The organism is Pseudomonas sp. MPR-R2A5 (genome assembly GCF_058793055.1).
Genome location: NZ_JBXAFK010000038.1, coordinates 55,524 through 80,353, shown reverse-complemented (window position 1 = coordinate 80,353; position 24,830 = coordinate 55,524). Strand labels below are relative to the sequence as shown.

At 61.6% G+C, this 24,830-nt stretch carries 25 protein-coding genes; 10 read left to right on the top strand and 15 right to left on the bottom strand.

What is annotated here, in order from left to right:
* Positions 1–105: 105 nt before the first annotated feature.
* From AC1Q6I_RS24330 to AC1Q6I_RS24300, 7 genes are read right to left on the bottom strand one after another with little or no spacing between them, the layout of a single operon-like run.
* Entirely contained in the window at positions 106–1,500 is a 1,395-nt protein-coding gene (locus AC1Q6I_RS24330; protein ID WP_102625049.1) for an FAD/NAD(P)-binding protein, read from the bottom strand.
* A 12-nt stretch (positions 1,501–1,512) separates the two neighbouring features.
* Positions 1,513–2,280 carry an ABC transporter ATP-binding protein gene (locus AC1Q6I_RS24325; RefSeq protein ID WP_102625048.1) on the bottom strand — a complete coding sequence of 256 codons (768 nt, stop codon included), beginning with the start codon at positions 2,278–2,280 and terminating at the stop codon, positions 1,513–1,515.
* 3 nt (positions 2,281–2,283) lie between these two features.
* Complete coding sequence (locus AC1Q6I_RS24320) at positions 2,284–3,624, bottom strand: ABC transporter substrate-binding protein (protein WP_024076203.1); 1,341 nt, start codon at positions 3,622–3,624, stop codon at positions 2,284–2,286.
* Between the two features lie 21 nt (positions 3,625–3,645).
* Positions 3,646–4,695: a branched-chain amino acid ABC transporter permease gene (locus AC1Q6I_RS24315; protein ID WP_024076204.1), complete on the bottom strand. Its 1,050-nt coding sequence runs from the start codon at positions 4,693–4,695 to the stop codon at positions 3,646–3,648.
* A 4-nt stretch (positions 4,696–4,699) separates the two neighbouring features.
* Positions 4,700–5,581: a branched-chain amino acid ABC transporter permease gene (locus tag AC1Q6I_RS24310; protein WP_024076205.1), complete on the bottom strand. Its 882-nt coding sequence runs from the start codon at positions 5,579–5,581 to the stop codon at positions 4,700–4,702.
* A complete protein-coding gene (locus tag AC1Q6I_RS24305; protein WP_024076206.1) occupies positions 5,578–6,351 on the bottom strand; it encodes an ABC transporter ATP-binding protein in 774 nt (257 codons plus the stop codon). The genes AC1Q6I_RS24310 and AC1Q6I_RS24305 overlap by 4 nt, the downstream gene beginning before the upstream one ends.
* A complete protein-coding gene (locus AC1Q6I_RS24300) occupies positions 6,348–7,250 on the bottom strand; it encodes an AMP-binding protein (RefSeq protein WP_102625047.1) in 903 nt (300 codons plus the stop codon). Before AC1Q6I_RS24300 ends, AC1Q6I_RS24305 begins: the two co-directional genes overlap by 4 nt.
* Positions 7,251–7,639: 389 nt before the next feature.
* Here AC1Q6I_RS24300 and AC1Q6I_RS24295 point away from each other — a divergent pair, with 389 nt between their 5' ends.
* Positions 7,640–8,533 carry a hypothetical protein gene (locus AC1Q6I_RS24295; RefSeq protein WP_069076520.1) on the top strand — a complete coding sequence of 298 codons (894 nt, stop codon included), beginning with the start codon at positions 7,640–7,642 and terminating at the stop codon, positions 8,531–8,533.
* Between the two features lie 85 nt (positions 8,534–8,618).
* Here AC1Q6I_RS24295 and AC1Q6I_RS24290 read toward each other — a convergent pair whose 3' ends face one another.
* The 4 genes from AC1Q6I_RS24290 to AC1Q6I_RS24275 form a co-directional block, all read right to left on the bottom strand.
* Positions 8,619–9,995: an LLM class flavin-dependent oxidoreductase gene (locus AC1Q6I_RS24290; protein WP_024076209.1), complete on the bottom strand. Its 1,377-nt coding sequence runs from the start codon at positions 9,993–9,995 to the stop codon at positions 8,619–8,621.
* Positions 9,995–10,321, bottom strand: a complete 327-nt coding sequence (locus AC1Q6I_RS24285) for an acyl-CoA dehydrogenase (RefSeq protein ID WP_069076522.1) — start codon at positions 10,319–10,321, stop codon at positions 9,995–9,997. Before AC1Q6I_RS24285 ends, AC1Q6I_RS24290 begins: the two co-directional genes overlap by 1 nt.
* Positions 10,322–10,330: 9 nt before the next feature.
* The gene (locus AC1Q6I_RS24280) at positions 10,331–11,527 is read right to left on the bottom strand and encodes an SfnB family sulfur acquisition oxidoreductase (protein WP_069076523.1); all 1,197 of its coding nucleotides are present in this window, start codon (positions 11,525–11,527) and stop codon (positions 10,331–10,333) included.
* Positions 11,528–11,681: 154 nt separating this feature from the next.
* A complete protein-coding gene (locus AC1Q6I_RS24275) occupies positions 11,682–12,245 on the bottom strand; it encodes a helix-turn-helix domain-containing protein (protein ID WP_024076212.1) in 564 nt (187 codons plus the stop codon).
* A 92-nt stretch (positions 12,246–12,337) separates the two neighbouring features.
* On the opposite strand from AC1Q6I_RS24275, the gene AC1Q6I_RS24270 reads away from it, so the two are divergent.
* From AC1Q6I_RS24270 to AC1Q6I_RS24240, 7 genes are all read left to right on the top strand, one after another.
* Positions 12,338–13,267, top strand: coding sequence for a DMT family transporter (locus AC1Q6I_RS24270; RefSeq protein WP_024076213.1), 930 nt, complete (start codon positions 12,338–12,340; stop codon positions 13,265–13,267).
* 424 nt (positions 13,268–13,691) lie between these two features.
* Positions 13,692–16,613 (top strand): monovalent cation/H+ antiporter subunit A, encoded by a 2,922-nt coding sequence (locus tag AC1Q6I_RS24265; RefSeq protein WP_024076214.1) that lies wholly within the window; start codon positions 13,692–13,694, stop codon positions 16,611–16,613.
* Positions 16,613–16,957 carry a Na+/H+ antiporter subunit C gene (locus AC1Q6I_RS24260; protein ID WP_007986256.1) on the top strand — a complete coding sequence of 115 codons (345 nt, stop codon included), beginning with the start codon at positions 16,613–16,615 and terminating at the stop codon, positions 16,955–16,957. Before AC1Q6I_RS24265 ends, AC1Q6I_RS24260 begins: the two co-directional genes overlap by 1 nt.
* Positions 16,954–18,630: a monovalent cation/H+ antiporter subunit D gene (locus AC1Q6I_RS24255; RefSeq protein ID WP_024076215.1), complete on the top strand. Its 1,677-nt coding sequence runs from the start codon at positions 16,954–16,956 to the stop codon at positions 18,628–18,630. The genes AC1Q6I_RS24260 and AC1Q6I_RS24255 overlap by 4 nt, the downstream gene beginning before the upstream one ends.
* On the top strand, positions 18,627–19,115 hold the full coding sequence (locus tag AC1Q6I_RS24250) for a Na+/H+ antiporter subunit E (protein WP_024076216.1): 489 nt from the start codon (positions 18,627–18,629) through the stop codon (positions 19,113–19,115). Before AC1Q6I_RS24255 ends, AC1Q6I_RS24250 begins: the two co-directional genes overlap by 4 nt.
* On the top strand, positions 19,112–19,390 hold the full coding sequence (locus AC1Q6I_RS24245) for a K+/H+ antiporter subunit F (RefSeq protein ID WP_024076217.1): 279 nt from the start codon (positions 19,112–19,114) through the stop codon (positions 19,388–19,390). Before AC1Q6I_RS24250 ends, AC1Q6I_RS24245 begins: the two co-directional genes overlap by 4 nt.
* Entirely contained in the window at positions 19,387–19,725 is a 339-nt protein-coding gene (locus AC1Q6I_RS24240) for a Na+/H+ antiporter subunit G (RefSeq protein WP_024076218.1), read from the top strand. Before AC1Q6I_RS24245 ends, AC1Q6I_RS24240 begins: the two co-directional genes overlap by 4 nt.
* A gap of 126 nt (positions 19,726–19,851) precedes the next feature.
* Here AC1Q6I_RS24240 and AC1Q6I_RS24235 read toward each other — a convergent pair whose 3' ends face one another.
* Positions 19,852–20,310, bottom strand: a complete 459-nt coding sequence (locus AC1Q6I_RS24235; protein ID WP_024076219.1) for an HIT family protein — start codon at positions 20,308–20,310, stop codon at positions 19,852–19,854.
* 112 nt (positions 20,311–20,422) lie between these two features.
* Here AC1Q6I_RS24235 and AC1Q6I_RS24230 point away from each other — a divergent pair, with 112 nt between their 5' ends.
* Positions 20,423–20,752, top strand: a complete 330-nt coding sequence (locus tag AC1Q6I_RS24230; protein WP_102625046.1) for a winged helix-turn-helix transcriptional regulator — start codon at positions 20,423–20,425, stop codon at positions 20,750–20,752.
* Here the strand turns inward: AC1Q6I_RS24230 and AC1Q6I_RS24225 are convergent.
* Both AC1Q6I_RS24225 and lepB read right to left on the bottom strand, forming a co-directional pair.
* On the bottom strand, positions 20,749–21,531 hold the full coding sequence (locus AC1Q6I_RS24225; protein WP_024076221.1) for an SDR family oxidoreductase: 783 nt from the start codon (positions 21,529–21,531) through the stop codon (positions 20,749–20,751). The two genes, AC1Q6I_RS24230 and AC1Q6I_RS24225, sit on opposite strands and share 4 nt — an antisense overlap.
* Positions 21,532–21,711: 180 nt before the next feature.
* On the bottom strand, positions 21,712–22,380 hold the full coding sequence (lepB, locus tag AC1Q6I_RS24220) for a signal peptidase I (protein WP_024076222.1): 669 nt from the start codon (positions 22,378–22,380) through the stop codon (positions 21,712–21,714).
* Between the two features lie 146 nt (positions 22,381–22,526).
* On the opposite strand from lepB, the gene AC1Q6I_RS24215 reads away from it, so the two are divergent.
* The gene (locus AC1Q6I_RS24215) at positions 22,527–23,090 is read left to right on the top strand and encodes a dihydrofolate reductase family protein (RefSeq protein WP_024076223.1); all 564 of its coding nucleotides are present in this window, start codon (positions 22,527–22,529) and stop codon (positions 23,088–23,090) included.
* Positions 23,091–23,426: 336 nt separating this feature from the next.
* On the opposite strand, the gene cysS is transcribed toward AC1Q6I_RS24215, so the two are convergent.
* Complete coding sequence (cysS, locus tag AC1Q6I_RS24210) at positions 23,427–24,815, bottom strand: cysteine--tRNA ligase (protein ID WP_024076224.1); 1,389 nt, start codon at positions 24,813–24,815, stop codon at positions 23,427–23,429.
* Positions 24,816–24,830 lie beyond the last annotated feature (15 nt).

Sequence of the window (24,830 nt, the reverse complement as noted above, 5' to 3'; positions counted from 1 at the left end):
GCGGTCGGCCCGAAGGCCGCCACGGGACCAAGCTCCCTCGCCACAGACCGCTGAAAAAAGTTGTGTAGATACTTATGGCCATCGGGGGCAAGCGCCCTCCCACATTTAGATTTCTGTCAGCGTTGAAGCCAGTGCCTTGGCTTGAAGCGCCACATCGGTCACCGCCGTGCTCTCCCACCACATCCCGCGCAACGGCGGGCCCATGGCGAACAAGCGCGCACTGACCTGGCCCTGGGCATCCAGCACCGCCCCCGACGCATCCGCCGCAATCCCCAACGCCAACGGCCCAGGCTGGACCAACCCGCGCTTGAGCAACTGTTGCGGCAGTGGCCGGGCCACGCGGCGCCAGTCGTACTCGATGCCGCTGGAGTTGATCAGGGCTGCGCCCGACACCAGAGTCACCGCAGGTTCGCCACGCCGGCGCAAACGAATGGTCACGCCGCTGCCCGAAGGCTCCAGCCCCTTGTACGAGGCCGCTTGAATCCGTAACCGCCCCTCCTCATGCAGCCTGGCCACCAACTGCGCACTCAACGGCGGGGAACGGTGATGATGGCTTTCCCACCATGGCCGCACATGCCGCACGAACTGACGCTTCTCGCCCTCGCTGGCCTGGCTCCACAACCGGCCGATATGGGCGCGCACCGTGTCCAACGGCGCCTGCCAATCGATACCCTGCTCCAGCGCGAGGCGGCATTGGCGACGCACCTCGCGCAGCAGTTGCCGAGGGCTTCGCAGGTTGTGGTTCGCGCCGAGAAAGTCTTCCCAGCTGGGCGGTTGCCGGCGCACATGGGGCAGCAGGCCGTGACGGGAAAACACCTCGATCGGCCCACGATGCCCGGCCTGTTCCAGGGACACCACGGCATCCACCATGGTCAGCCCGGAGCCGATGATCAGCACGGGCGCCTGCGGGTCGATCTGGGTCATGGCCTGCACGTCCCACGGGTCGACGGCCGCAGCGTTCAAACCGCTGGACTCGGTCTGGGGCGTGCGCGCCGCCGGGAACATGCCAGTGGCCAACACCGCTTGGGCACCGCGCAGTTGCTGGCCGTTGTCGAGGGTCAGCAATACCCCCTCGTCCTCGACTTGCAGATCGACCACCTCGGCGCGGATATGCTCGACGGTGGACGCCGAAAACGCCTTGGCTTCAGCCAACCGTTGCTGCGCATACAGGCCAAAAATGCCGCGTGGCGGGAACAGTTCGCTGATGGGCACGTGCTGCTGGTCGGACTCAGGCCAACCGCCCGCACCGATGTAGTCGGTGAGCCATTGGGTCAGGTCGTCGGCATTGTCCGGGTCGACACTCATGCGCGCCGCATTGCCATTTAAGGTGTGGCCCAACTCGACCGCGCTGTAGGCCTCGCCACGCCCGAGTTCGCGGCGCGGTTCGATCACCAGGATTTGCCGTTGGCCAGGCAGGCGCAGCAGTTGCACAGCCAGCATCGTGCCGCTCAGGCCGCCGCCGATGATCAGGACATCAGCGTTGCGGATGGTTTCACTCATGCGGATTCGCCCTTACTGTTTACCCAGATAAATGTCACGCAAATCGCCCCGCGCCAGCAACTCGGCGGCGCTGCCACTCAGGACCACCCGCCCAGTATCCAGCACGTAGCCGTGGGACGCATAGTTGAGCGCCACGTTGATGTTCTGCTCGGCGACCAGGAAGCTCACCTGCTGCTCGCGGTTGAGCTGCGCGATGATCTCGAAGATCTCTTGCACGATCATAGGCGCCAAACCCATGGACGGCTCGTCGAGCAGTACCAAAGTAGGACGGGTCATCAACGCCCGGCCGATGGCGACCATCTGTTGCTCGCCACCGGAGGTCAGCCCGGCGCGGGTGTGGCGCTTGGTCTTGAGCCGGGGGAACCAGGCGTAGATGCGCTCCAGGTCGTGTTCCATGGCCTTGCGGCTCAGGCGCCGCACAAAACCACCGCTGCGCAGGTTGTCTTCCACGCTGAGCTGGCCGAACACATGGCGGCCTTCGAGCACATGCACCATGCCTTGGCGCACACGTTGGCTGGGGTCGACACCGGCCAGGTCGACGCCGGCGTATTCGATCACGCCACGGCTGACTTCGGCGCGCTCGGCACGCACCAACCCGGAGATCGCCTTGAGGGTAGTGCTCTTGCCGGCGCCGTTCGCGCCGAGCAAGGCGACGATGGCGCCCTTGGGCACGCTCAGCGACACCCCGGCCACCGCCAGGATCGCGCCGTCGTAGATGACCTCGATGTCGTTGACCGTCAGCAGCGCGGCGTGTCCAGGTTCTGCGGCAGGCAGGCTCATGGTTTATTCATCCCCAGTGCAGGTGCGTGGCGTCAGGCCTTTTTCCTTGGCGAAGGCTGCGGACTTTTCATCGATCAGCGGGCGCAACAGTGCGCGGTCGGCGGCGATCCAGTCGCTGACCAGCGTCCACTGAGCACCGTCCCACTGCTGTACCCGCGCCGAGCCGCCGCCTTCGTGGTCGCGGCACGACAGCTTGAGGTTCTGCATCAGGCCCAGGTAACCCATGGCCTTGAGGCGCGCGTCGTCGATATTCAAGTGCTCCAGGCCCCAGCGGCCTTCTTCGCCATTGAGCGGGCGCTGGCCGAACCTGGCCTGGGCCGTGCGGATCGCCTCCACCGCCACGGCAGCATTCACCAGGCCGGAGTTGTAGTACACGCTGCCGAAGTTCTTCAGGTCCTTGAGGTCGCTGTGGCCCTTGTCGAGGACGGATTGCTTGAGGCGTTTGTGGATCTCGAAGTCGCTGCCGGCCGGGTACGGCGTGAGGGCCAGGTAGCCCTTGGCGGCGGCGCCTGCGGGCAATACGTCTTCGCTGGAACTGGCCCAGATATCGCCGATGATATGGTCCACCGGGAAGCCGAAGCGCGCAGCGGTCTTGACCGCCACGGGGGTCGACACGCCCCAGGTGCGCAGGAACACCCAGTCCGGGTTGGCCTGGCGGACCTGGCGCCATTGCGCCGATTGTTCGTTGCCCGGGTCGGCCACCGGAATCTGGATATTTTCAAAACCGTATTTTTCGGCGAGCAACTTCAACGGGCCGAGGGTTTCGCGACCGTAGGCCGAGTCGTGGTAGACCGTGGCGATCTTCTTGCCCTTGAGCTTGTCGAAACCACCCTCGCGCTGGGCGATGTAGTTCACCAGGGTCGACGCCTCGCTGTAGAACGTCAGCATCACCGGAAAGTTATACGGGAACACCGTACCGTCGGTGGCTTCGGTGCGCCCGTAACCGAGGGTGATCAGCGGGATCTTGTCCACCTCTGCCCTTTCGCTGAGCGCATAGGCCGCCGGCGCGCCATTGGGCTGGTACACCGCGACCGGCGCGCCCTCCAGGCCATGCTTGAAGCGCTCGTAGCATTCGATGCCTTTCTCCGCCGTCCACTCGGTCTCGCATTCCTGCCACACCAACTTGACGCCATTGATGCCGCCTTCGACCTCGTTGATATAACGCAGGTAGTCGATCATCCCGGCCCACACCTGCACACCGCTGGACGCGTAGGCGCCCACGCGATAGGTGGCCAGGGGAATGAATTGCTGGTCCGGCGAGGCCATCGCTTGGGGGACAGCACCGGCCAGGGTTGCCAACGTAAACGCGGCGCCGATCAAGGAACGTTTCAAGGATGCACGCATAAGGATTCTCTTGGAGGAATGTCAGAAACGCAGCGGCCACTGCCGCACACGGTCACGCAGGTTGTGCAACAGGCGGATCAAGCCCTCGGGCTCCTTGATCAGGAACACGATGATCAACACGCCAAAGATGATTTTTTGCAGGTTCTGCAACTGCCCCGCGTCCACCGAACCGCCGAACAGCGCCTGCCCGGCATGGCTGAGGACAATCGGCAGCAGGCTGATAAACGCCGCACCCACGAAGTTGCCGGCGATGCTGCCCATGCCGCCGATGATGATGATGAACAGGATCTGGAATGAGCGATTGATATCGAAGCTGCTGGCGCTGGCCGTGCCCAGGTAGGCGAACGCCCACAGCGCGCCGGCAATGCCCAGGTAAAACGAGCTGACCGCAAACGCCAGGCGCTTGTAGCGCACCACCGGGATGCCAACCACGGCGGCGGCGGTGTCCATGTCGCGGATCGCCATCCAATTGCGCCCGACCTGGCTGCGCACCAGGTTGATGGCGGTCCAGGTCAACAGCAGCACCGTCACCAACGTCAGCCAATAGCGGCCCAGCGGCGTGTTGAGGTCATGGCCGAACAGCGCCAGCTTCGGCGCAGAGATGGTCCCGGACGAGCCGTAGTTGTAGAACCAGGGAAACTTGACGAACAGCCACTCCAGGAAAAACTGCGCGGCCAGGGTGGTGACCATCAGGTAGAAGCCCTTGATCCGCGAGCTGGGCAAGCCGAACAGCAAACCGACCAACGCACTGATAATCCCCCCACCGAGCAGCGCCAGCGGCAGGCCCAGCTCCGGCAGGCGTAACAGGAAACCGTAGGTCGCGAACGCGCCGACGGCCATGAAACCCGCCGCGCCGACCGAGGTTTGCCCGGTATAGCCGGTCAGCAGATTCAAGCCAAGCCCGGCCAGGGACAGCACCAGGAACGGGATCAGGATCGCATTGAGCCAATAGTCATTGCCCCACAGCGGCACCACGATAAAGGCCAGGGCCAGCAGGCCGATCAGGCCCCAGGGCACGCGTCGCTGTACCAGCAACAACGGCGCGGTTTGTTGAGCAACGGGAATCGACATGGTTTCAGACTCGCTCGATGGCGCGCTCGCCGAACAGGCCGGCGGGACGGATATACAGGAAGGCCAAGGCCAATACATAGGCGAACCACGGCGTGATGCCGCCGCCGATCAACGGGCCGATATACACCTCGGCAAGGTTTTCCGCCGCGCCGACAATCAGCCCGCCGACGATGGCCCCGCCAATCGAGGTAAAGCCGCCGATGATCAGCACCGGCAGGGCCTTGAGCACCACCAGCGACAGCGAAAACTGCACGCCCTGGCGCGCCCCCCAGAGCAAGCCGGCCACCAGCCCGACAATCCCCGCCACCGCCCAGACGATCTGCCAGATACGGTTGAGGTTGATGCCGATGGACAGCGCCGCCGTGGTGTCATCCGCCACCGCACGCAGGGACACACCGATGCGGGTCTTGTTGAACAGCAGCGCAAGGACCGTCACCAACAACACGGCAGCCGCGGCCGCGATCAGATCGAACTGACTGAGCATCAGCGGCCCGATGAACAGCGGCACGTCATCAATGCCCAGGTCCAGTGCACGCACCTGGGACCCCATCAAGCCCTGGGCCAGGCCCTCGATGATGAACGACAGGCCAAGGGTGGCCATGAACAGGGTGATCTGCGAACGGTTCACCAAGGGCCGCAGGACCAGGCGCTCGATGAGCAAGGCACCGACGATCATCACGATCACCGTCAGCAGCAGTGCCAGGGCAAACGGCACGCCCTGGTCATGCAGGCTGACGAAGGTCAGCGCGGCAAACAGCAGCATCGAGCCCTGGGCAAAATTGAACACACCGCTGGCCTTGTAGATCAGCACGAAGCCGATGGCGACCAACGAATACATGGTGCCGGCCAGCAGGCCGCCGAGCAGGGTTTCGAAGAAGAACGTCATTCGTTTGCCACTCCGAGATAAGCCGCGATCACATCGGGGTTGGCCTGTACCTCGGCGGGGGTTCCGTCGCCGACCTTGCGCCCGTAGTCGAGCACCACCACATGGTCGGACAGGCCCATCACCACGCCCATGTCGTGCTCGATCAACACCACGGTGGTGCCCAGGTCGCGGTTCACATCGGCGACGAAGCGTGCCATTTCCTGTTTTTCCTCAGCGTTCATGCCCGCCATGGGTTCGTCGAGCAGTAACAGGCTAGGCCCAGCGATCAATGCCCGGCCCAACTCGACACGCTTCTGCAGGCCATAAGAGAGGTTGCCCACCAGCACATCACGCTGAGCTTGCAACTCAAGAAACTCGAGAATGCCCTGGGCGCGCAGGCGGAACGCTTCGGCTTCCCGGCGTGCGCGCGGCAAGCCCAGGGCTTGTTCAATAAAACGGCTGCGCATATGCCGCGACAGGCCGGTAAGGATGTTGTCGAGCACGCTCATCTTCTTGAACAGCGCGTTGTTCTGGAAGGTGCGACCAATGCCCCGGCGCGCGGCACCCAGCGGGTCGATGCGCTGGAAGTGCTGGTCTTCGAAGACGATCTCGCCAGCATCGAAGCGGTACACGCCGTTGAGCACATTGAGCAATGAGCTTTTACCGGCACCATTGGGACCGATCAGCGCGCAGATCTCGCCGCGCGCCACCTCGAAGGACAAGGCATTGATCGCCTTGACGCCCTTGAACGACAGCGAGATATCCCGCACCTGGAGAATGGCTTGGCTCATGCGATGTCCCGTTTGAATTCCGCCAGCCACACCGGCGAAGGGGTGGATGTGTGGGGTTGCCAGATGTAAGCCAGGCGCTGAAAGCCGAGCAGCTTGCGCACACGGTTTTTCAACAGGCGACGCAGGCCGCTTTGCGGGTGGGCGATGGCCCAGTCGCACAGGCGCCGACGCCAGGTGCCATGGGGTGCAAGGCGACTTTCGATTTCGTCGGCCAGGTGCTGCAAGCGTGCGGGTGACAACAGCAAGCCGGTGGGGGCGACTTCGCTGCGATCGCGCCGCGCCGAGGCCAGGCTTTCCGGAAAGGCCAGGCCATGGCCGCTGTTCAGCCATTGCTCCAACACCACCGCCAGCCCCCCCTCCCAGTGGGTGCCCTCTTCGCTCCACAACGCGGTTTCGCCGCTGGGTTGCCACCAGCGTACGAGGTGCTGCGTCGGGTCGATCGGGCCGAGCAACGGGGCAAAATCCAGCAGGTTGGCCGACTGCCAATGCCGCACTTGCTGACGGTCCTGGGTGTAGGCATGGGTGGGACGGATGCGCCATAAATGTTGTTGCAGCGCTTCGGGCTCCAAGTCATCGGCCAGGGTCAGAACTTGCCCGCCGATGGCTTGAGCCGCAAGAGCCAGGAGCAACAGGTTCGGCTCGAACGCCCCGCTGAGGGCCAAGCGCGATTGCTCGTCAAAGCCCTGCTGACGCAAGCCATCGGCCAGGCGTTCCACATCTCGCAAGGCGTCGATCCAGCGCCACGCATACCACTGGCCCTGGCGCTTGTGGCGCAAGGCGGTGTGCAGCGGCGTGGTCTGCGCCCAGTGGTGCAGCTGTTCCAGCGCGTTGGGCAGGTTGCCGAGCCGCTCGGCGGGCCATTCCAGGGCCAGCGGGCTTTTTAGTACGTGCACGCTCATAGGGGTAAAGCTCCTACTGGGAGTTAAGCGTGCGGTGGTCCGCTGGCTGTCTGGGGTCAAGCGGTAACGGTAAATAGCAATCAGAGCAAAGCATTAACTATGCCAATGCAGAATTGCCTTCAAACTCAGCTAATTCATAGGCCTACAACGACGGGCAGGAGCCTCGTTGAACAAAGTGCATATCAACTGTTGCTGGAGCAACAGAAAGCCAACTAAGCCGTCGGTGTGAGCAACAGCGACCTCATACCTAAACCTGCTTAGCCACACGAGCATGAGCGTATCTTTCGAAATAAAAAAAACTCCCGCTATACCTGTCAAACCTGACAGTAGACGTCGCACATCCCCCCGAATAATCTTTAGCCTCATGCTCCCACAGAGGAAGAATCATCATGAACACTTCCGGAAAAATCTCAGCCAACACATCTCTAAAGTGCACTGCAACGATCAAAGACGAGGAAGATGAATATGACGCATTCGATGGCGTTCACTATTCACTATTCATGAATGACCTGCCACTCAAGTGGCTCCTCAACATACGCACCGAAAAAAATGAGAACCAAGACTTTCAAGAATTTTCTTTTTTTATCCCTAACGATGGCGACGTCACTGACAAAACATACGCCATCACTTCAGACTTCACTACCACCTCTGGCGTTAATGCCCTCTGGTCAAAATCAGGCCCCTTCTCTCAAATCAACTACACCGCCACCGAAGGCAGCCTGAAACTGACATTTGACAATAGCACCAAAACAATCAAGGCGACTTTCAACTTCAAGGGGCAGAACAGGGGTAAAACAGTCACCGTGAGTGAGGGCGTTCTGGAGCTTGTGGGGTTCACAGAAAGCAGAAGAAATTATGCGGCACCGACAGTTGTGTGCGACCTGAGTCGCGATATCAACGCACGCTATGAGTCTAATGAGGATAATCTATACATCAGTTCAAATAACCAGATCGCGGGATGGTCGCGAGCGTTTGCGACAAGGCCAGACGTATACGACTATCGAATAGCCATATTCATTTCAAGAGACCTTCCGACAGGCACCTACGCTATCAGTGAAGACAGCAAAGAGGTCAGTGTTATTTTTTATAACATGAGTGGATCTTATATCTACCATGGCGAAGAAGGTCAGTTGACAATACGTTCACTCCCCAACGTTGACAGTAACAATAACATTACGGGAACCTTCGCAGGAACGTTCAACTTTGTGGCCGGTGCAACCGACCCCAGTGGTGGGCGACACTTTACCGAAGCACGCAATGGCGTTTTCAGTATTACTCGATAGGCGTTTATCTTTCATGCGGGGTTTGCGATCTTTATCACATCCCCCGCTGAACCATTTACACAGCAGGATCATATGTGTACTTGTCTCACTGCAAACCTTCCAAAATCCTGTAACCACTGCCTGGATGGGAACTCGACAACCTTGCTCCGTTGCCAAATAACTTCTCGCGCAACGTGCCCTGGGCATATTCAGTCTTGTACACACCGCGCTTCTGCAACTCCGGCACCAGCAACTCCACGGCGTCGATGAAGGTTTCGTGAGTCAATGCATAGGCCAGGTTGAAGCCATCCACATCGGTTTCTTCCACCCACTCCTGCAACAGATCCGCCACGGTTTCCGGACCACCGACAAACAGCGGGCCAAAACCGCCGATGCCGACCCAATCGGCGAGCTCGTTGGGCGTCCAGACCTTGTTCGGGTCTGCCGTGGAAAAGGCTTCCACCGCCGATTGAATGGCGTTGGTATGCACATGCTTGAGCGGTTCATCCGGTTTGAACTGGCTAAAATCGATACCGGTCCAGCCGGAGATCAGCGCCATCGCGCCTTCGTAGCTGACGTAGGATTTGTACTCGTCGAACTTGGCTTTGGCCTTGGCATCCGTCTCGCCGACGATCACCGTCTGCAGGTTGAAGATCAGGATTTTCTTCGGATCACGCCCGGCCTCGGCGGCACGACGGCGGATGTCGGCAACGGTCTTTTTCAGCAAGACTTTAGATGGCGCGGCGACGAACACACACTCGGCCTGTTCAGCGGCGAACTGCTTGCCACGGCTGGACGCACCGGCCTGGTACAGCACCGGCGTGCGCTGCGGCGAGGGTTCACACAGGTGAATACCGGGCACCTGGAAGTGTTTGCCGACATGACGGATCTCGTGGATCTTGCTCGGGTCGCTGAAAATCCGGCGCTCGCGGTCGCGCAACACGGCGCCCTCCTCCCAACTGCCTTCCCAGAGTTTGTAGCAGACCTCCAGGTATTCCTCGGCGTAGTCGTAGCGCGCGTCGTGTTCGGTCTGGGCTTTCTGGCCGAGGTTCTTGGCGCCGCTTTCCAGGTAGGAGGTGACGATGTTCCAGCCGATACGGCCCTTGGTCAGGTGATCCAGGGTGGAGAGCCGACGGGCAAATGGATACGGATGCTCGAAGGACAGCGAGGCAGTCAGGCCGAAGCCCAGATGCTCGGTGACCAGCGCCATCGGCGCGATCAGCGACAACGGATCGTTGACCGGCACCTGGGTCGCCTGGCGGATGGCCGCGTCGCCATTGCCGTTGTACACATCGTAGATACCCAGCACGTCGGCGATGAACAAGCCGTCGAACTTGCCGCGCTCAAGGATTTTCGCCAGGTCGGTCCAGTACTCCAGGTCCTTGTACTGCCACGAACGGTCACGCGGGTGCGCCCACAGGCCGGGCGATTGGTGGCCGACACAGTTCATGTCGAAGGCATTCAAGCGGATTTCACGGGACATCAAAGCACTCCGTTGAGGTAATAGTTGCCGACGATCTGGTATTTCCAGCGCAACGGGTCATCGAGGCTCGACGGCAGTTCGGTGCGTTGGCCGGTCAGTTCGAATTCGGCGTTGCTCGCGGCGATGAGGGCTTCGGCGGCGGCGATCTGCGCTTCGGTGGCGGCCACCGGGCTGGGGTGGGTTTCAGCGCGTTCCAGCAGGGCGGCGGCCACGTCGATGCGGATCTGTAGATCACCGAAGCGGCTGATGACATAGGGGTCATCGCTTGTCTCGACATGGCGGCGGGTGCTGTCCAACAGTTGGCGCGCAAGGCTCAGTGCGGTCATGGTCAATCCTCAGTTCCAGGCGTGGCGCGCGGGCTTCACGCCGTTGAGCACGAAATTGCCGATCAGGTGGTATTTCCAGCGGGCCGGGTCGTGCAGGGTGTGGGTGCGTGCGTTGCGCCAGAAGCGGTCAAGGTTGTGTTTGCCGGTGACGGAGCGGGTGCCGGCCAGTTCGAAGAGCTTGCTGCTGGCGAGCAACGCGGTTTCGGCCGACAGGACTTTGGCCTGGGCGACGATCAGTGAAGCGTTGGCGACGGTGTCTTCATTCGGTTCGGCCAGGGCCAGGTCCACAGCCTTGCCGGCCTTGGCGAGGATGGCTTCGGTGCCGTGCACACGCCATTCCAGATCGCCGATGGCGGCGATGGTGAACGGGTCTTGCCAGCCGTGATCCTGCTGGCTGTCGATCCAGGGTCGCGCCTGGCGCGCATAGATTTTGGCTTGTTCAAGGGCGCCCAGGGCGATGCCGGTGTCGACCGCCGCCTGGATGATCTGTGAAATCGGGCCGTTGGCGGTGGGTTGATCGAAGGCCTGGTGAGCGGGGATCACCGCGCTGAGGGGCACGGTTACGCCATCGAGGGTCACGCCGCCGCTGGCGGTGGTGCGCTGGCCGAAGCCGTCCCAGCTGTCGATAACGGTGAGGCCTGGCGCATCGCGTTCAACCAAGGCAATAAACGCCTGGCCGTGCTCGTTATTGCCAACGGTGGGCACCAGATGGGCGAACAGCGCACCGGTGCAGTAGAACTTCTCGCCATTGATCTGTGCGGTGTCGCCGTGAAAACGGATCTGGGTATCGAAGGTGCCGGCGTTTTTGCTCTTGGCCTCGGAGAACGCATTGCCGAAACGGTAACCGGCCAGGACCTTGCCGAAGTAGTGTCGCTTTTGTTCCTCGGTGGCTGTTTGCAGCAGGATATCCACCACACCCAGATGGTTCTGTGGGATTTGCCCCAGTGACGGGTCGGCAGCGGAGATCAACTTGATCACCTCGGCCACGGTCACATAGGACACCTCGGCGCCGCCGTAGGCTTTGGGAACGGTGATGCCCCACAAGCCGCTGGCGGAAAACTCGTCAAGCTCGGCAAGCGGCAGGCGCCGCTCACGGTCGCGCGCACTGGCGTCGACCGCAAAGCGTTCGGCCAGGCGCTGGGCGACCTCGATGGCTTCCGCGTCCGAGCGGATGATATGGGCAGGGTGTTGAGGGTGGGCAGACATGGGCCGACTCCAGGCTCCGAGGGGATGCTGGAGTGATTGCAGGAGTCGTGCCTGAATTTAATCGTCAGTAAAATCAGTGGGTTGCTGCGTATACGGGCGCGCAACCGCGGTTTCAAACCAGCAAAGTGTCCATCCACTGTTGGCTGGCAAACAGTTAGATCACCACATTGCGCACAAAGCGCACGGCAACGTGGCCGTCATTGCGATAGGCATGGGGCTGGTGGCTGGCGAACATGAAGAATTCGCCGGCACCGATGGTGTTTTCCTGGTCGCCGACCACCAACGTCAGGCTGCCCTCGAAGACGAACAGTTGCTCGCTCCACCCTTCCAGGTCGGGGTCCGGGCAATAGCGATCACCCGGCTCAAGGCGCCACTCCCACAATTCGACCTCACGCCGCGCCGTGGCCTTGGCCAGCAACACCGCCTTGCTGCCGTCGATTTCGCCGGCCCAGGCCAGCTCGTTGATGCGGCTGTGATCGCGCACATCCGGCGCCTGGATCAGGTCGCTGAACGCCACATCCAGCGCTTCGGCCACACGGTCGAGGGTGGACAGGCTGACGTTCTTCTCCCCCGCTTCGATGGCCACCAGCATGCGCCGGCTGACCCCGGACTTTTCCGAAAGCGCAGTCTGGCTCATGTCGGCAGCATGACGCAGGCGACGAACGTTCTGGCTGACGTGCTGCAGGACCGAAGCCCGTTGTGGATTTTCTTTGTGCACTATATTGCTCAATGGGTGGGTGTGCGCAGTATACTGCCCAGCGTGCGGCGCATTGTGCGGTCCGTGCCTTTCCCTTGCAAGACCGAGCCGCCATGACCACCCCGAAATCCTCCCCGCGTTTCAACCGCTTCAGCAAAGCCGAATGCATCCTGGTGTTTATCACGATGATTTGGGGCGGCACGTTTTTGCTGGTGCAACACGCCATGACCGTCAGCGGGCCGATGTTTTTCGTGGGCCTGCGCTTTGCCGCGGCGGCGGTTGTGGTGGGGTTCTTTTCCTTGCGGACCTTACGCGACCTGACGTTGTTCGAACTGAAGGCGGGCGTGTTTATCGGCGTGGCGATCATGTTCGGCTATGGCTTGCAGACCATTGGCCTGCAGACGATCTTGAGCAGCCAATCGGCGTTCATTACCGCGCTGTATGTGCCGTTTGTGCCGTTGCTGCAATGGCTGGTGCTGGGCCGTCGTCCGGGGTTGATGCCGAGCATTGGCATCATGCTGGCGTTTGCCGGGTTGATGTTGTTGACCGGGCCGGCTGGGGCATCGCTGAATTTCAGCGCTGGGGAGATCGCGACCTTGATCGGTGCGGTGGCGATAGCCGCCGAGATCATTTTGATCAGTGCGTTTGCCGGGCAGGTAGACGTACGCCGGGTGACCGTGGTGCAACTGGCAACGGCGTCGCTGCTGTCGTTCCTGATGGTGGTGCCGATGGGCGAAGCGTTGCCGGGGTTCTCCTGGCTGCTGCTGTTCAGCGCCGTGGGCCTGGGCCTGACCAGTGCGGTGATCCAGGTCGCAATGAACTGGGCGCAGCAGAGCGTTTCGCCGACACGGGCCACGTTGATCTATGCCGGGGAACCGGTGTGGGCAGGCGTTGTGGGGCGGATCGCTGGCGAGCGGTTCTCGCCGATTGCGATGCTGGGGGCGGCGTTGATTGTGGTGGCGGTGATTGTGAGCGAGATGAAGACGCGCGGGCAAAAGGCGCAGGCGCTGGAAGAGGCGTTGGAGCAAGAGCGTCAGAATTGAGGCAGCTGGGGGCTGCGAAGCAACCTAACGCGGGCAAGCCCTGATGCCAGTCTGTCAAGGAGGAACACGGTAACTGTGGCAAGCGGGTGTGTTGTAGCAAGCAGGCTTGTTGTAGCAAGCGGGCCTGTTGTGGCGAGCGGGCTTGCCCCGCGTTGGGCTGCGCAGCAGCCCCAATAAGAACGCTGCGGTGTGCCAGGCTGCTCCCGGGGCTGTGTTTTGGGGCTGCTTCGCAGCCCAACGCGGGGCAAGCCCGCTCGCCACAACAAGCCCGCTGCCACAGCAGCCACAGGGGAGCGATCAGGTCCGAAACACTGCCAAATGGGATTATTCGACCTATCTTGTAGGATCCTGCCACATCTTGCCGTTTGGTGATCACGAAAGCGGCACGTATGATGCATCCCAAACTCCTGCAGATTAGAAGCCTATGTCCCTGATAGTTCTACTGCTTCTGCCTTTCATTGGCAGCTGTCTGGCGGCCTTGCTGCCGCATAACGCACGTAACACCGAATCCCTGCTGGCTGGCCTTGTGGCCCTGGTCGGAACCGTTCAAGTCGCCCTGCTCTACCCCCAGATCGCCCACGGTGGCGTGATCCGCGAAGAATTCATGTGGTTGCCCAGCCTCGGCCTGAATTTCGTCTTGCGTATGGACGGGTTCGCCTGGCTGTTCTCGATGCTGGTGCTCGGCATCGGCACGCTGGTGTCGCTGTATGCGCGTTACTACATGTCGCCGGACGATCCGGTGCCGCGCTTCTTCGCGTTTTTCCTGGCGTTCATGGGCGCCATGCTCGGCCTGGTGATTTCCGGCAACCTGATCCAGATCGTGTTCTTCTGGGAACTGACCAGCCTGTTCTCGTTCCTGTTGATCGGCTACTGGCACCACCGCGCTGATGCACGGCGCGGTGCGTACATGGCGTTGATGGTGACGGGCGCCGGTGGATTGTGCCTGCTGGCGGGCGTGATGCTGCTGGGGCATATCGTCGGCAGCTATGACCTGGACAAGGTGCTGGCGGCGGGTGATCAGATACGTGCGCATTCCCTGTACCCGGTGATGCTGGCCCTGGTGCTGATTGGCGCGCTGAGCAAAAGCGCGCAGTTCCCGTTCCACTTCTGGCTGCCCCACGCGATGGCAGCGCCCACCCCGGTTTCAGCCTATCTGCACTCGGCGACGATGGTGAAGGCCGGCGTGTTCCTGCTGGCCCGCCTGTGGCCGTCGCTGTCCGGCAGCGAAGAATGGTTCTATATCGTCGGCGGTGCCGGCGCGATTACCCTGCTTCTCGGCGCTTACTGCGCCATGTTCCAGAATGATCTCAAAGGCCTGCTGGCCTACTCCACCATCAGCCACCTCGGGCTGATCACCTTATTGCTTGGCCTGAACAGCCCGCTGGCCGCCGTCGCAGCAGTGTTCCACATCCTCAATCACGCCACCTTCAAGGCCTCGCTGTTCATGGCGGCGGGCATCATCGACCACGAAAGCGGCACCCGGGACATCCGCAAACTCAGTGGCCTGGTGCGCTTGATCCCGTTTACCGCGACGTTGGCGATGGTGGCCAGTGCATCCATGGCCGGCGTACCACTGCTCAACGGCTTCCTGTCCAAAGAGATGTTCTTCGCCGAAACCGTGTTTATCTCGGCAACCGCCTGGGTGGAAATCGCCCTGCCGATGATCGCGACCATCGCCGGTACGTTCAGCGTGGCCTACGCCCTGCGCTTTACCGTGGATGTGTTCTTCGGCCCGGCCGCCACCGACCTGCCGCACACGCCCCACGAACCGCCACGCTGGATGCGCGCGCCGGTTGAGCTGCTGGTGTTTACCTGCCTGCTGGTGGGCATCTTCCCGGCCCAAGTGGTCGGTTCGATCCTCGCTGCCGCCGCGCTGCCGGTGGTCGGCGGCGTGCTGCCGGAGTACAGCCTGGCGATCTGGCACGGCTGGAATGCACCGATGATCATGAGCCTGGTGGCCATGTCCGGCGGTGTGGTGCTGTACCTGCTGCTGCGTAAGCAACTCAAGCGTGGCCGCTTCAAATACCCGCCAATCATCAGCTACTTCAACGGCAAGCGCGGCTTCGAACGCAGCCTGGTGGTGATGATGCGCGGCGTGCGCAAGATCGAGAAACGCATCAGCACCAAGCGCCTGCAGACCCAATTGTTCCTGCTGGTGCTGGTGGCCGTGATCGGCGGCATGATCCCCGTGATCAACAGCGGCCTCAGCTGGGGCGACCGGCCGAAGATCCCGGGCTCCATCGTGTTCGTGACCCTGTGGTTGCTGGCGATTGCCTGCGCCCTGGGCGCTGCCTGGCAAGCCAAGTACCATCGGCTGGCCGCCCTGACCATGGTCAGCGTATGTGGCCTGATGACCTGCATCACCTTCGTGTGGTTCTCGGCGCCGGACCTGGCGCTGACGCAACTGGTGGTCGAAGTGGTCACCACCGTGCTGATCCTGCTGGGCCTGCGCTGGCTGCCACGGCGGATCGAAGAAGTCTCGCCACTGCCCAGCTCGCTGCGCAAGGCACGCGTTCGGCGCCTGCGCGACTTCCTGCTGTCCACCGTGGTCGGCGGCGGCATGGCGCTGCTGTCCTACGCGATGTTGACGCGCCAGACGCCTAACGACATCTCATCGTTTTACCTCAGCCGCGCCCTGCCCGAAGGCGGTGGCAGCAACGTGGTGAACGTGATGCTGGTGGACTTCCGCGGCTTCGACACCCTCGGCGAAATCACCGTGCTCGGCGCCGTCGCGCTGACCGTCTACGCCCTGCTGCGGCGCTTCCGCCCGTCAAAAGAGAGCATGGAATTGCCGCCGCAACAGCGCCAGTTGGCGCCGGACGTGGCCACCGACCTGGTCAACCCGCGCCAGGCCAGCGACACCGCCCTGGGCTTCATGATGGTGCCGGCAGTGCTGGTGCGCCTGCTGCTGCCGATTGCGCTGGTGGTGTCGTTCTACCTGTTCATGCGCGGCCACAATCAACCGGGCGGCGGGTTTGTCGCCGGGCTGGTGATGTCGGTGGCGTTTATCCTGCAATACATGGTCGCCGGCACCCAGTGGGTCGAGGCGCAGATGAGTTTGCGGCCGATGCGCTGGATGGGCTTCGGGCTGTTCTCGGCGACCCTCACCGGGCTGGGTGCGTTGTTTGCCGGCTACCCATTCCTCACCACCCATACGTGGCATTTCAGCTTGCCGGTGCTGGGCGACATTCATATCGCCAGCGCGTTGTTCTTCGACGTCGGCGTGTACGCCATGGTCGTCGGCTCGACCCTGTTGATGCTCACCGCCCTCGGTCACCAGTCGGTACGGGCCCATAAACCGAGCAACCAGGCCAAAGTGGTTGCCGCAACGGAAGGAGCCGCCTGATGGAAGAAGTCATTGCAATTGCCATTGGGGTCCTGGCTGCCTCGGGCGTCTGGTTGATCCTGCGGCCACGGACGTTCCAGGTGGTGATGGGCCTGTGCCTGCTGTCATACGGGGTCAACCTGTTCATCTTCAGCATGGGCAGCCTGTTTATCGGCAAGGAGCCGATCATCAAGGACGGCGTGCCGCAAGACCTGCTGCATTACACCGACCCCCTGCCCCAGGCACTGGTGCTGACGGCGATCGTGATCAGCTTCGCGATGACCGCGTTGTTCCTCGTGGTGCTGCTGGCATCGCGGGGCCTGACCGGCACCGACCATGTGGACGGCCGGGAGCCCAAGGAATGAACCTGGCGTACTCCCTGATCGCCGCGCCGATCCTGCTGCCCCTGCTGACCGCGGCATTGATGCTGATGCTTGGCGAAAAACGCCGGCCACTCAAGGCCCGCATCAACCTGTTCTCGACCCTGCTCGGCCTCGGCCTCTCGGTGTTCCTGATGGGGTGGATGCACGGCAGTAGCGATGCGGTGGTGGTTTACCTGCTGGGCAACTGGCAAGCGCCGTTCGGCATCGTGCTGGTGGCGGATAAGTTATCGGTGCTGATGCTGGTGCTGACCGGCATCGTCGGCGTCAGCGCGCTGTTGTTTGCCATGGCCCGCTGGGACCGTGCCGGCACCAGTTTCCATGCGCTGTTCCAGATTCAGTTGATGGGCTTGTACGGTGCCTTCCTGACCGCCGACCTGTTCAACCTGTTCGTCTTCTTCGAAGTGCTGCTGGCCGCGTCCTATGGCTTGATGCTGCACGGTTCGGGGCGCGCACGGGTGTCGTCGGGGCTGCATTACATCGCGATCAACCTGCTGGCCTCGTCGCTGTTCCTGATCGGCGCGGCGATGGTCTATGGCGTCACCGGCACGCTGAACTTCGCCGACCTAGCGTTGAAAATCCCGCTGGTGCCGGAAGCCGATCGCGGCCTGTTGCATGCCGGCGCGGCGATCCTCGCCACCGCATTCCTGGCCAAGGCGGGCATGTGGCCGCTGAATTTCTGGTTGGCACCCGCCTACTCCTCGGCCAGCGCGCCGGTGGCGGCGATGTTCGCGATCATGACCAAGGTCGGCGTGTACACCGTGCTACGTTTGTGGACCCTGCTGTTCTCTGGCCAGGCCGGCGCGTCGGCACTGTTCGGCGGCGACTGGCTGGTGTACGGCGGCATGGCCACGATCATCTGCGCCTCACTGGCCATGGTGGCGGCGCAGCGCCTGGAGCGCATGGCCAGTCTGAGCATTCTGGTATCGGCCGGCATCCTGCTGTCAGCGGTGGGGTTCGCCCAGCCAAGCCTGACGGCAGGCGCATTGTTCTATCTGGTCAGCTCGACATTGGCGCTGAGTGCCCTGTTCCTGCTGGCGGAACTGATCGAGCGATCGCGCTCGGCCAACGACCTGCCTTTGGATGAAGAAATCGATGCGCTGCCCAAAGCCATGGAGTCCTTGCATCCACGGCCAGGCGTCAACCTCGATGACGAACAGAAAGCCGTGGTCGGCCAGGTCATTCCCTGGACCATGGCGTTCCTCGGCCTGAGCTTTATTGCCTGCGCCCTGCTGATTATCGGCATGCCCCCGTTGTCGGGGTTTATCGGCAAACTCAACCTGCTGAGTGCGCTGCTCAATCCGATCGGCCTGTGGTTCAGCATTGATGAGCCGATTCGCCCGGCTGCCTGGGGCCTGGCCGCCTTGTTGATCCTGTCGGGCCTCGCATCGCTGATGGCCTTCGCCCGCCTGGGCATCCAGCGCTTCTGGACCCCGGAAGAGCGCCCTTCGCCGCTGCTGCGCCGCTTCGAATGCCTGCCGATTTTCTTCCTGCTGGGCTTGAGCGTCGTGCTGACGTTCAAGGCCGAACCGCTGATGAACTACACCCTGGACATCGCCAAGAGCCTGAACAACCCAGAACGCTACGTAATGGCCGTCATGGCCCAGCGCCCGATACCCAGCCCCGAAGCCCGCGCCGCGCTGGAGGTGCAACCATGAAGCGCCTGTTCCCTGCCCCGTGGCTGTCGCTGGCGTTGTGGGTGCTGTGGCTGGTACTCAACCTGTCCGTCAGCCCCGGCAACCTGCTGCTAGGGGCACTGCTGGGCTTTCTCGCGCCGCTGCTGATGGCGCCACTGCGTCCGCTGCCGATCCGCATCCGCCGCCCTGGGGTGATCATCCGCCTGTTCTTTCTGGTCGGCCGCGACGTGATCATCTCCAACCTGCAGGTGGCCTGGGGGGTGCTGGTGTGCGGCTCGCGACCACCGCGTTCGCGCTTCGTCAAAATCCCCCTGGACCTGCGCGACCCCAATGGGCTGGCTGTGCTGTCAATGATCACCAGCGTGACGCCCGGTACCGTCTGGTCCGAACTGGCCCTGGACCGCAGCATCCTGCTGTTGCACGTGTTCGATCTGGATGACGACGCGCAGTTTATCCAGCACTTCAAACACGCCTACGAACGGCCCCTGATGGAGATCTTCGAATGAGCCCCCTGCTCTCCAATGCGATCCTGTTCAGCCTGTTCCTGTTCTCCCTGGCCATGGTGCTGACGTTGATCCGCCTGTTCAAAGGCCCCTCGGCCCAGGACCGGGTACTGGCGCTGGACTACCTGTACATCCTGGCGATGTTGATGATGCTGGTGCTGGGTATCCGGTATGCCAGTGACACCTACTTTGAAGCGGCGCTGTTGATCGCGCTGTTCGGCTTCGTCGGCTCATTTGCCCTGGCGAAATTCCTGCTGCGTGGGGAGGTGATTGAATGATGCCGTTATGGATGGAAATCGTCGTCGCGGTACTGTTGGTGTTGAGCAGCGTGTTCGCACTGATCGGCGCGATTGGCTTGCTGCGCATGAAAGACTTCTTCCAGCGCATGCACCCGCCGGCACTGGCCTCGACGCTGGGCGCGTGGAGTGTGGCATTGGCATCGATTATCTATTTTTCGGGGCTCAAGTCCGGACCGGTGCTGCACGGCTGGTTGATTCCGATTTTGCTGTCGATCACCGTGCCGGTGACCACCCTGCTGCTGGCGCGCACAGCGTTGTTTCGCAAGCGCATGGCTGGCGATGATGTACCCGCCGAAGTCAGCAGCCGCCGTTGATCCCTATAGAAAACACGGTCAAAACTGTAGGAGGGGGCTTGCCCCCGATGGCGGTGGATCAGTCAGCTCACCTGTAGCTGACCCACTGCTATCGGGGGCAAGCCCCCTCCCACATTTGGATTGGCGCTAGGCAAAAGACCTGATGTGCGCCGCCAATTCCGCCAACCCCTTATCATCGGCCCGCACATGATCGTGGGAAGAGATATAGCCCTCATATGCCTCAAAAAACTTATCCACCTTAGAGCTCAACGGCTTGAACGTGCTGTCCTGCCCAGTCCCATGCATGGGAAACAGCTTCGCATGCAGATGATCCACCCCATACCCTTCCAGCATCATCCCCGTACGGGCCACATCGGGAAACGCACGGTCGATCTGAAGCGCGGTTTTCTTCGCTGCAACGGCAAGCCCGGCCAACACCTCATCCGACTGCGCAAACGCATAGCTGCCGTAGTGCTGCTTTGGGATTACCACGCTGAAACCCGGTGTATTGGGAAAGATCGAAAGAAACGCCATATGCTGGTCGTCTTCCCACAGAATGTGCGCTGGGGAGGTCTTTTGAACAATGCTGCAGAAGATACAATCCATTTGAATCACCGCTGGTTTCATCGTGGGTTTGGTCGTGTCGACCATCTAAAGCCAGGCTGCGGCGGACGTCAAAACAAATGGCAACTTTCCGAAATGTCCTAGGACGTATGCGATGAGTAAAACCTACACCCCTGCCACCGCCGCCGCCGACGTCGAAACCACGCTCGCCTGGCTTGGCGGGCGCTGGAAGCTGATCATTCTGTTCCACCTGTTCGGCGGCCAGGTGCAGCGTTATTCCGAACTTGAGCGACTGATCCCGGATATCTCGCAAAAGATGCTCGCCCAGCAATTGCGCCAGCTCGAAGCCGATGGCCTGGTACAGCGCACGGTCTACCCAGTGGTGCCGCCCAAGGTGGAATACCGTATGACCGAGTGGGGGCAGAGCCTGTGCCCGGTACTGGATGGCCTGCTCAAATGGCAGGCCGCCAAACCGACGAATTAGACAGTAGGGACGGTGCCGCCGTCGATCACGTACTCGGTGCCGCTGATCGACGCGGCGCGGGGCGAGACCAGGAAGGCGATCAAGTCAGCCACCTCCTGAGGCTTGGCCGGCCGTCCAAGCGGAATACCGCCGAGCGCCTGCATGATGATCTGCTTGCCCCCCTCGTAATCCGTTCCCGCCTGCTCCGCCAGGCGCTCCGCCAGTGCTACCGCCGCGTCCGTCTCCACCCAGCCCGGCGAAACCCGCACCACCCGAATACCCTTGGGCGTGACTTCTTTCGACAGGCTCTTGCTGTAGGTCGCCAATGCTGCCTTTGCAGCGGCATACGCCGTGGTCGAATCCGGCAACGGCAACTCCCGCTGGATCGACGTGACATGAATAATCACCCCGGCGCCGCGCGCGAGCATCCCAGGCAGGAGCGCCCGATCCACCCGCACTGCCGCCATCAGGTTCTGGCCCAGGGCATTCGCCCACTGCTCATCATCGAGCACCGCAAAACCACCGCCGGGCGCGCTTGAGCCGCCGAGCACATTGACGATGATATCGACGCCGCCAAGCCGAGCCTTCACCGCCTCAGTAGCACTCGCACAACCGGCGGCAGTGCCTAGGTCGGCAGCGATGAAATGCACGCCTTCGGGCGTCGAATCCGCCGCCGAACGCGCGACCGAAATCACCTGGGCGCCTTGTTCACGCAACACCGCCACCACGGCGGCGCCGATACCTTTGGTGCCACCGGTGACCAGCGCACGAAGGCCTTTTAGTCCGAGATCAAAGCTCATGGAACCTACTCCTGGATAAACGAAGACCGCAGGATAGGAACCGGGCGGATAGCCCACAAGAACGCACGAAAAGGTAATGGGCTAACCCAAAAGTTAGTGTCTGGATTCAGGGGTCCTCGTAACACACCCAACTGTAGGAGTCGGCTTGCCAGCTCCTAAAAGCGTAATGGGGGCTTGTCCTTACAGAATCGGCGCGCCAAATCTGTTCAGGCGTGGCATCCAGTGATCCAGGATCTGCGCCGATGCCAGCACATGATGTGCCCGCCCGATCAACAGCCGACGCGGCACAAAACCGATGTACCGGGAGTCATCGCTGTTATCGCGATTGTCCCCCAGCATGAAATAGCTGTCGGCCGGCACCACCACCGGCCCGAAATTGCGCAGTGCCCGCACCGTCGGCATGAACTGCACCGTGCGCTGACGGTTGGCCGCCCGTTCGGTCAGCTTGATTCCTGGCACCGTATGGCCGGGCAGGATGGGTTCGCTGATGTCCTGCGCGTCACTGTAGGTGGCAGGCACGCCGTTGACCCACAACACCTCATCTTTCATTTCCAGGGTGTCGCCGGGAATACCGACGATGCGCTTGATCAGGCGCATGCCATCCTTGGGCGACGAGAACGTCACCACATCGCCGCGCTGGGGATTATCGAGTTTGGCCAGGGAGATGTCCGTGAGCGGCAGCTTGAGGTCGTAGGCCACGCGATTGACCAACACCACATCGCCCTCCAGCAATGTCGGGCGCATAGAGCCAGAGGGAATGGGATTCCAGTCGGCCAGGGATGTACGGAAAACGCCGAAGCACAACCAGAAAATAATTGCGTAACGGTAACGGATCAACCAACTTCGCATACATCCTCGCACGGCAGAAAGGGGGCGTAAGGGCTATCTTTATCGCCGCTCGGTTGTTACACGCAAAGATTAAATTAACATTAGCGCCAGGCTAAAAGCCCCCGTTGACTGTCGTTGCGTCCAGCGCATAAAGAGGAGTGTCCACCATGGAGATCAAATGTTCTGTCTTTATCGCCGCCAGCATCGACGGCTTTATTGCCCGTCCAGACGGTGATATCGAATGGTTGCTCCGGCCGGAATATGAAACCGCTGAGTTGAAAGGCATGACCTATGAACGCTTTATCGCCACGGTCGATGCGCTGGTGATGGGCCGAAAAACCCTGGAGAAAGTAGTGTCCTTCCCCAAGTGGCTCTATGAGGGTACACCGGTCATTGCGCTCTCTCACCAGCCGCTGCAAATCCCTGCACATCTGGAGGGCAAGGTCGAGGTCATGGCGGGAGACGCAACCACACTCGTGGCGGCGTTAGCTGAGCGCGGCATGAAGCATCTCTATATCGACGGTGGCCAAACGATCCAGGCGTTTCTTGAAGCGGGCCTGATCAATGAGCTGATCATTACCCGTATCCCGGTTTTACTCGGGCAAGGGATCCCGCTATTCAGTCAGGTTGGCAGTGAGCATGAGCTCCACCACGTCGGAACGTACGTGTCGGACAATGGTTTTGTGCAGAGTCGATATCAAGTGGCAGCAGGCTCTCGCACCGCGCAATAGGGGGCAAGCCCCCTCCCACACTGGATCGCGGGTGGCAGGTGGAGAGCAGCCCGGCTGTGGATCTCGTGGATACCGCCAATCCCCTGTGGGAGATGTCGAGCTTTAGCGAGGCTTCGATGGCGGTGGCACGGTTGAAAGGTGTGTTGGCTGACCCACCGCCATCGGGGGCAAGCCCCCTCCCACATTTGATCGCGGGTGGCAGGTGGAGAGCCGCCCGGCTGTGGATCTCGTGGATACCGCCGATCCCACACTGGATCGGGTCAGCCGCTCACTAAAAACAGGGCGCAAAAAAACGCCCCGAACCAGTCGGGGCGTTTTTTATTCAGGGTTTGCTGATCAAGCCTGGTCGGCCAACCGCCACGTCGTCCCGCCTTTGCCGTCTTCCAACACCACGCCCATCGCGGTCAGTTGGTCACGGATACGGTCGGATTCCGCCCAGTCCTTGTTGGCACGAGCCGCCAGACGCGCCTGGATCAGCGCATCGACCTCAGCCGCATCCACACGCCCTTCGGCGCCGGCTTGCAGGAAGTCGTCGGCTTCCATCTGCAACACGCCCAGGACGCTGGCCAGTTCTTTCAAGCGCGCCGCCAGGCCCGCCGCTGCGTCGAGATCACTCTCGCGCAGGCGGTTGATCTCGCGCACCATTTCGAACAGCACAGCGCAGGCTTCGGGGGTGCCGAAGTCGTCGTTCATCACTTCGGTAAACCGCGCCACGAAAGCTTCGCCGCCAGCCGGTGCAACGGCGGGCAAGCCTTTCAACGCGTGGTAGAAGCGCTCCAGGGCGCCTTTGGCGTCCTTGAGGTTGTCTTCCGAGTAGTTGATGGCGCTGCGGTAGTGGCTGGATACCAGCAGGTAACGCACCACCTCCGGGTGGTACTTTTCCAGTACGTCGCGGATGGTGAAGAAGTTGTTCAAGGACTTGGACATCTTCTCGCCATTGATGCGGATCATGCCGCAGTGCATCCAGGCGTTGGCGTAGGTCTTGCCGGTGGCGGCTTCGCTTTGGGCGATTTCGTTCTCGTGGTGCGGGAACTCCAGGTCGCTGCCGCCACCATGGATGTCGAAGGTCTCGCCCAGGCAGCAGGTGGACATCACCGAGCATTCGATGTGCCAGCCCGGACGCCCGGCGCCCCATGGCGATTCCCAGCTTGGTTCGCCGGGCTTGGTGCCTTTCCACAGCACGAAGTCCAGCGGATCCTGCTTGGCCTCGTCGACTTCGATGCGCGCGCCGATGCGCAGGTCTTCGATTTTCTTGCGCGACAGCTTGCCGTAGCCCATGAACTTGGCGACGCGGTAGTACACGTCGCCATTGCCTGGGGCGTAGGCGTAGCCCTTGTCGATCAGGGTCTGGATCATCGCGTGCATGCCAGGGATGTGGTCCGTGGCACGCGGCTCCATGTCCGGCTTGAGGATGTTGAGGCGCGCCTCATCCTCGTGCATGGCGGCGATCATGCGCTCGGTCAGCGCGTCGAACGACTCGCCGTTTTCGTTGGCGCGGTTGATGATCTTGTCGTCGATGTCGGTGATGTTGCGCACATAGGTCAAGTCATAGCCGCTGAAACGCAACCAGCGGGTCACCAGGTCGAAGGCAACCATGCTGCGACCGTGGCCGATGTGGCAATAGTCGTACACGGTCATGCCGCACACGTACATGCGCACCTTGTTGCCATCCAGCGGCTTGAAGACTTCTTTGGTCTTGCTGAGTGTGTTGTAGATCGTTAGCACGACAGTTCCTTAAAA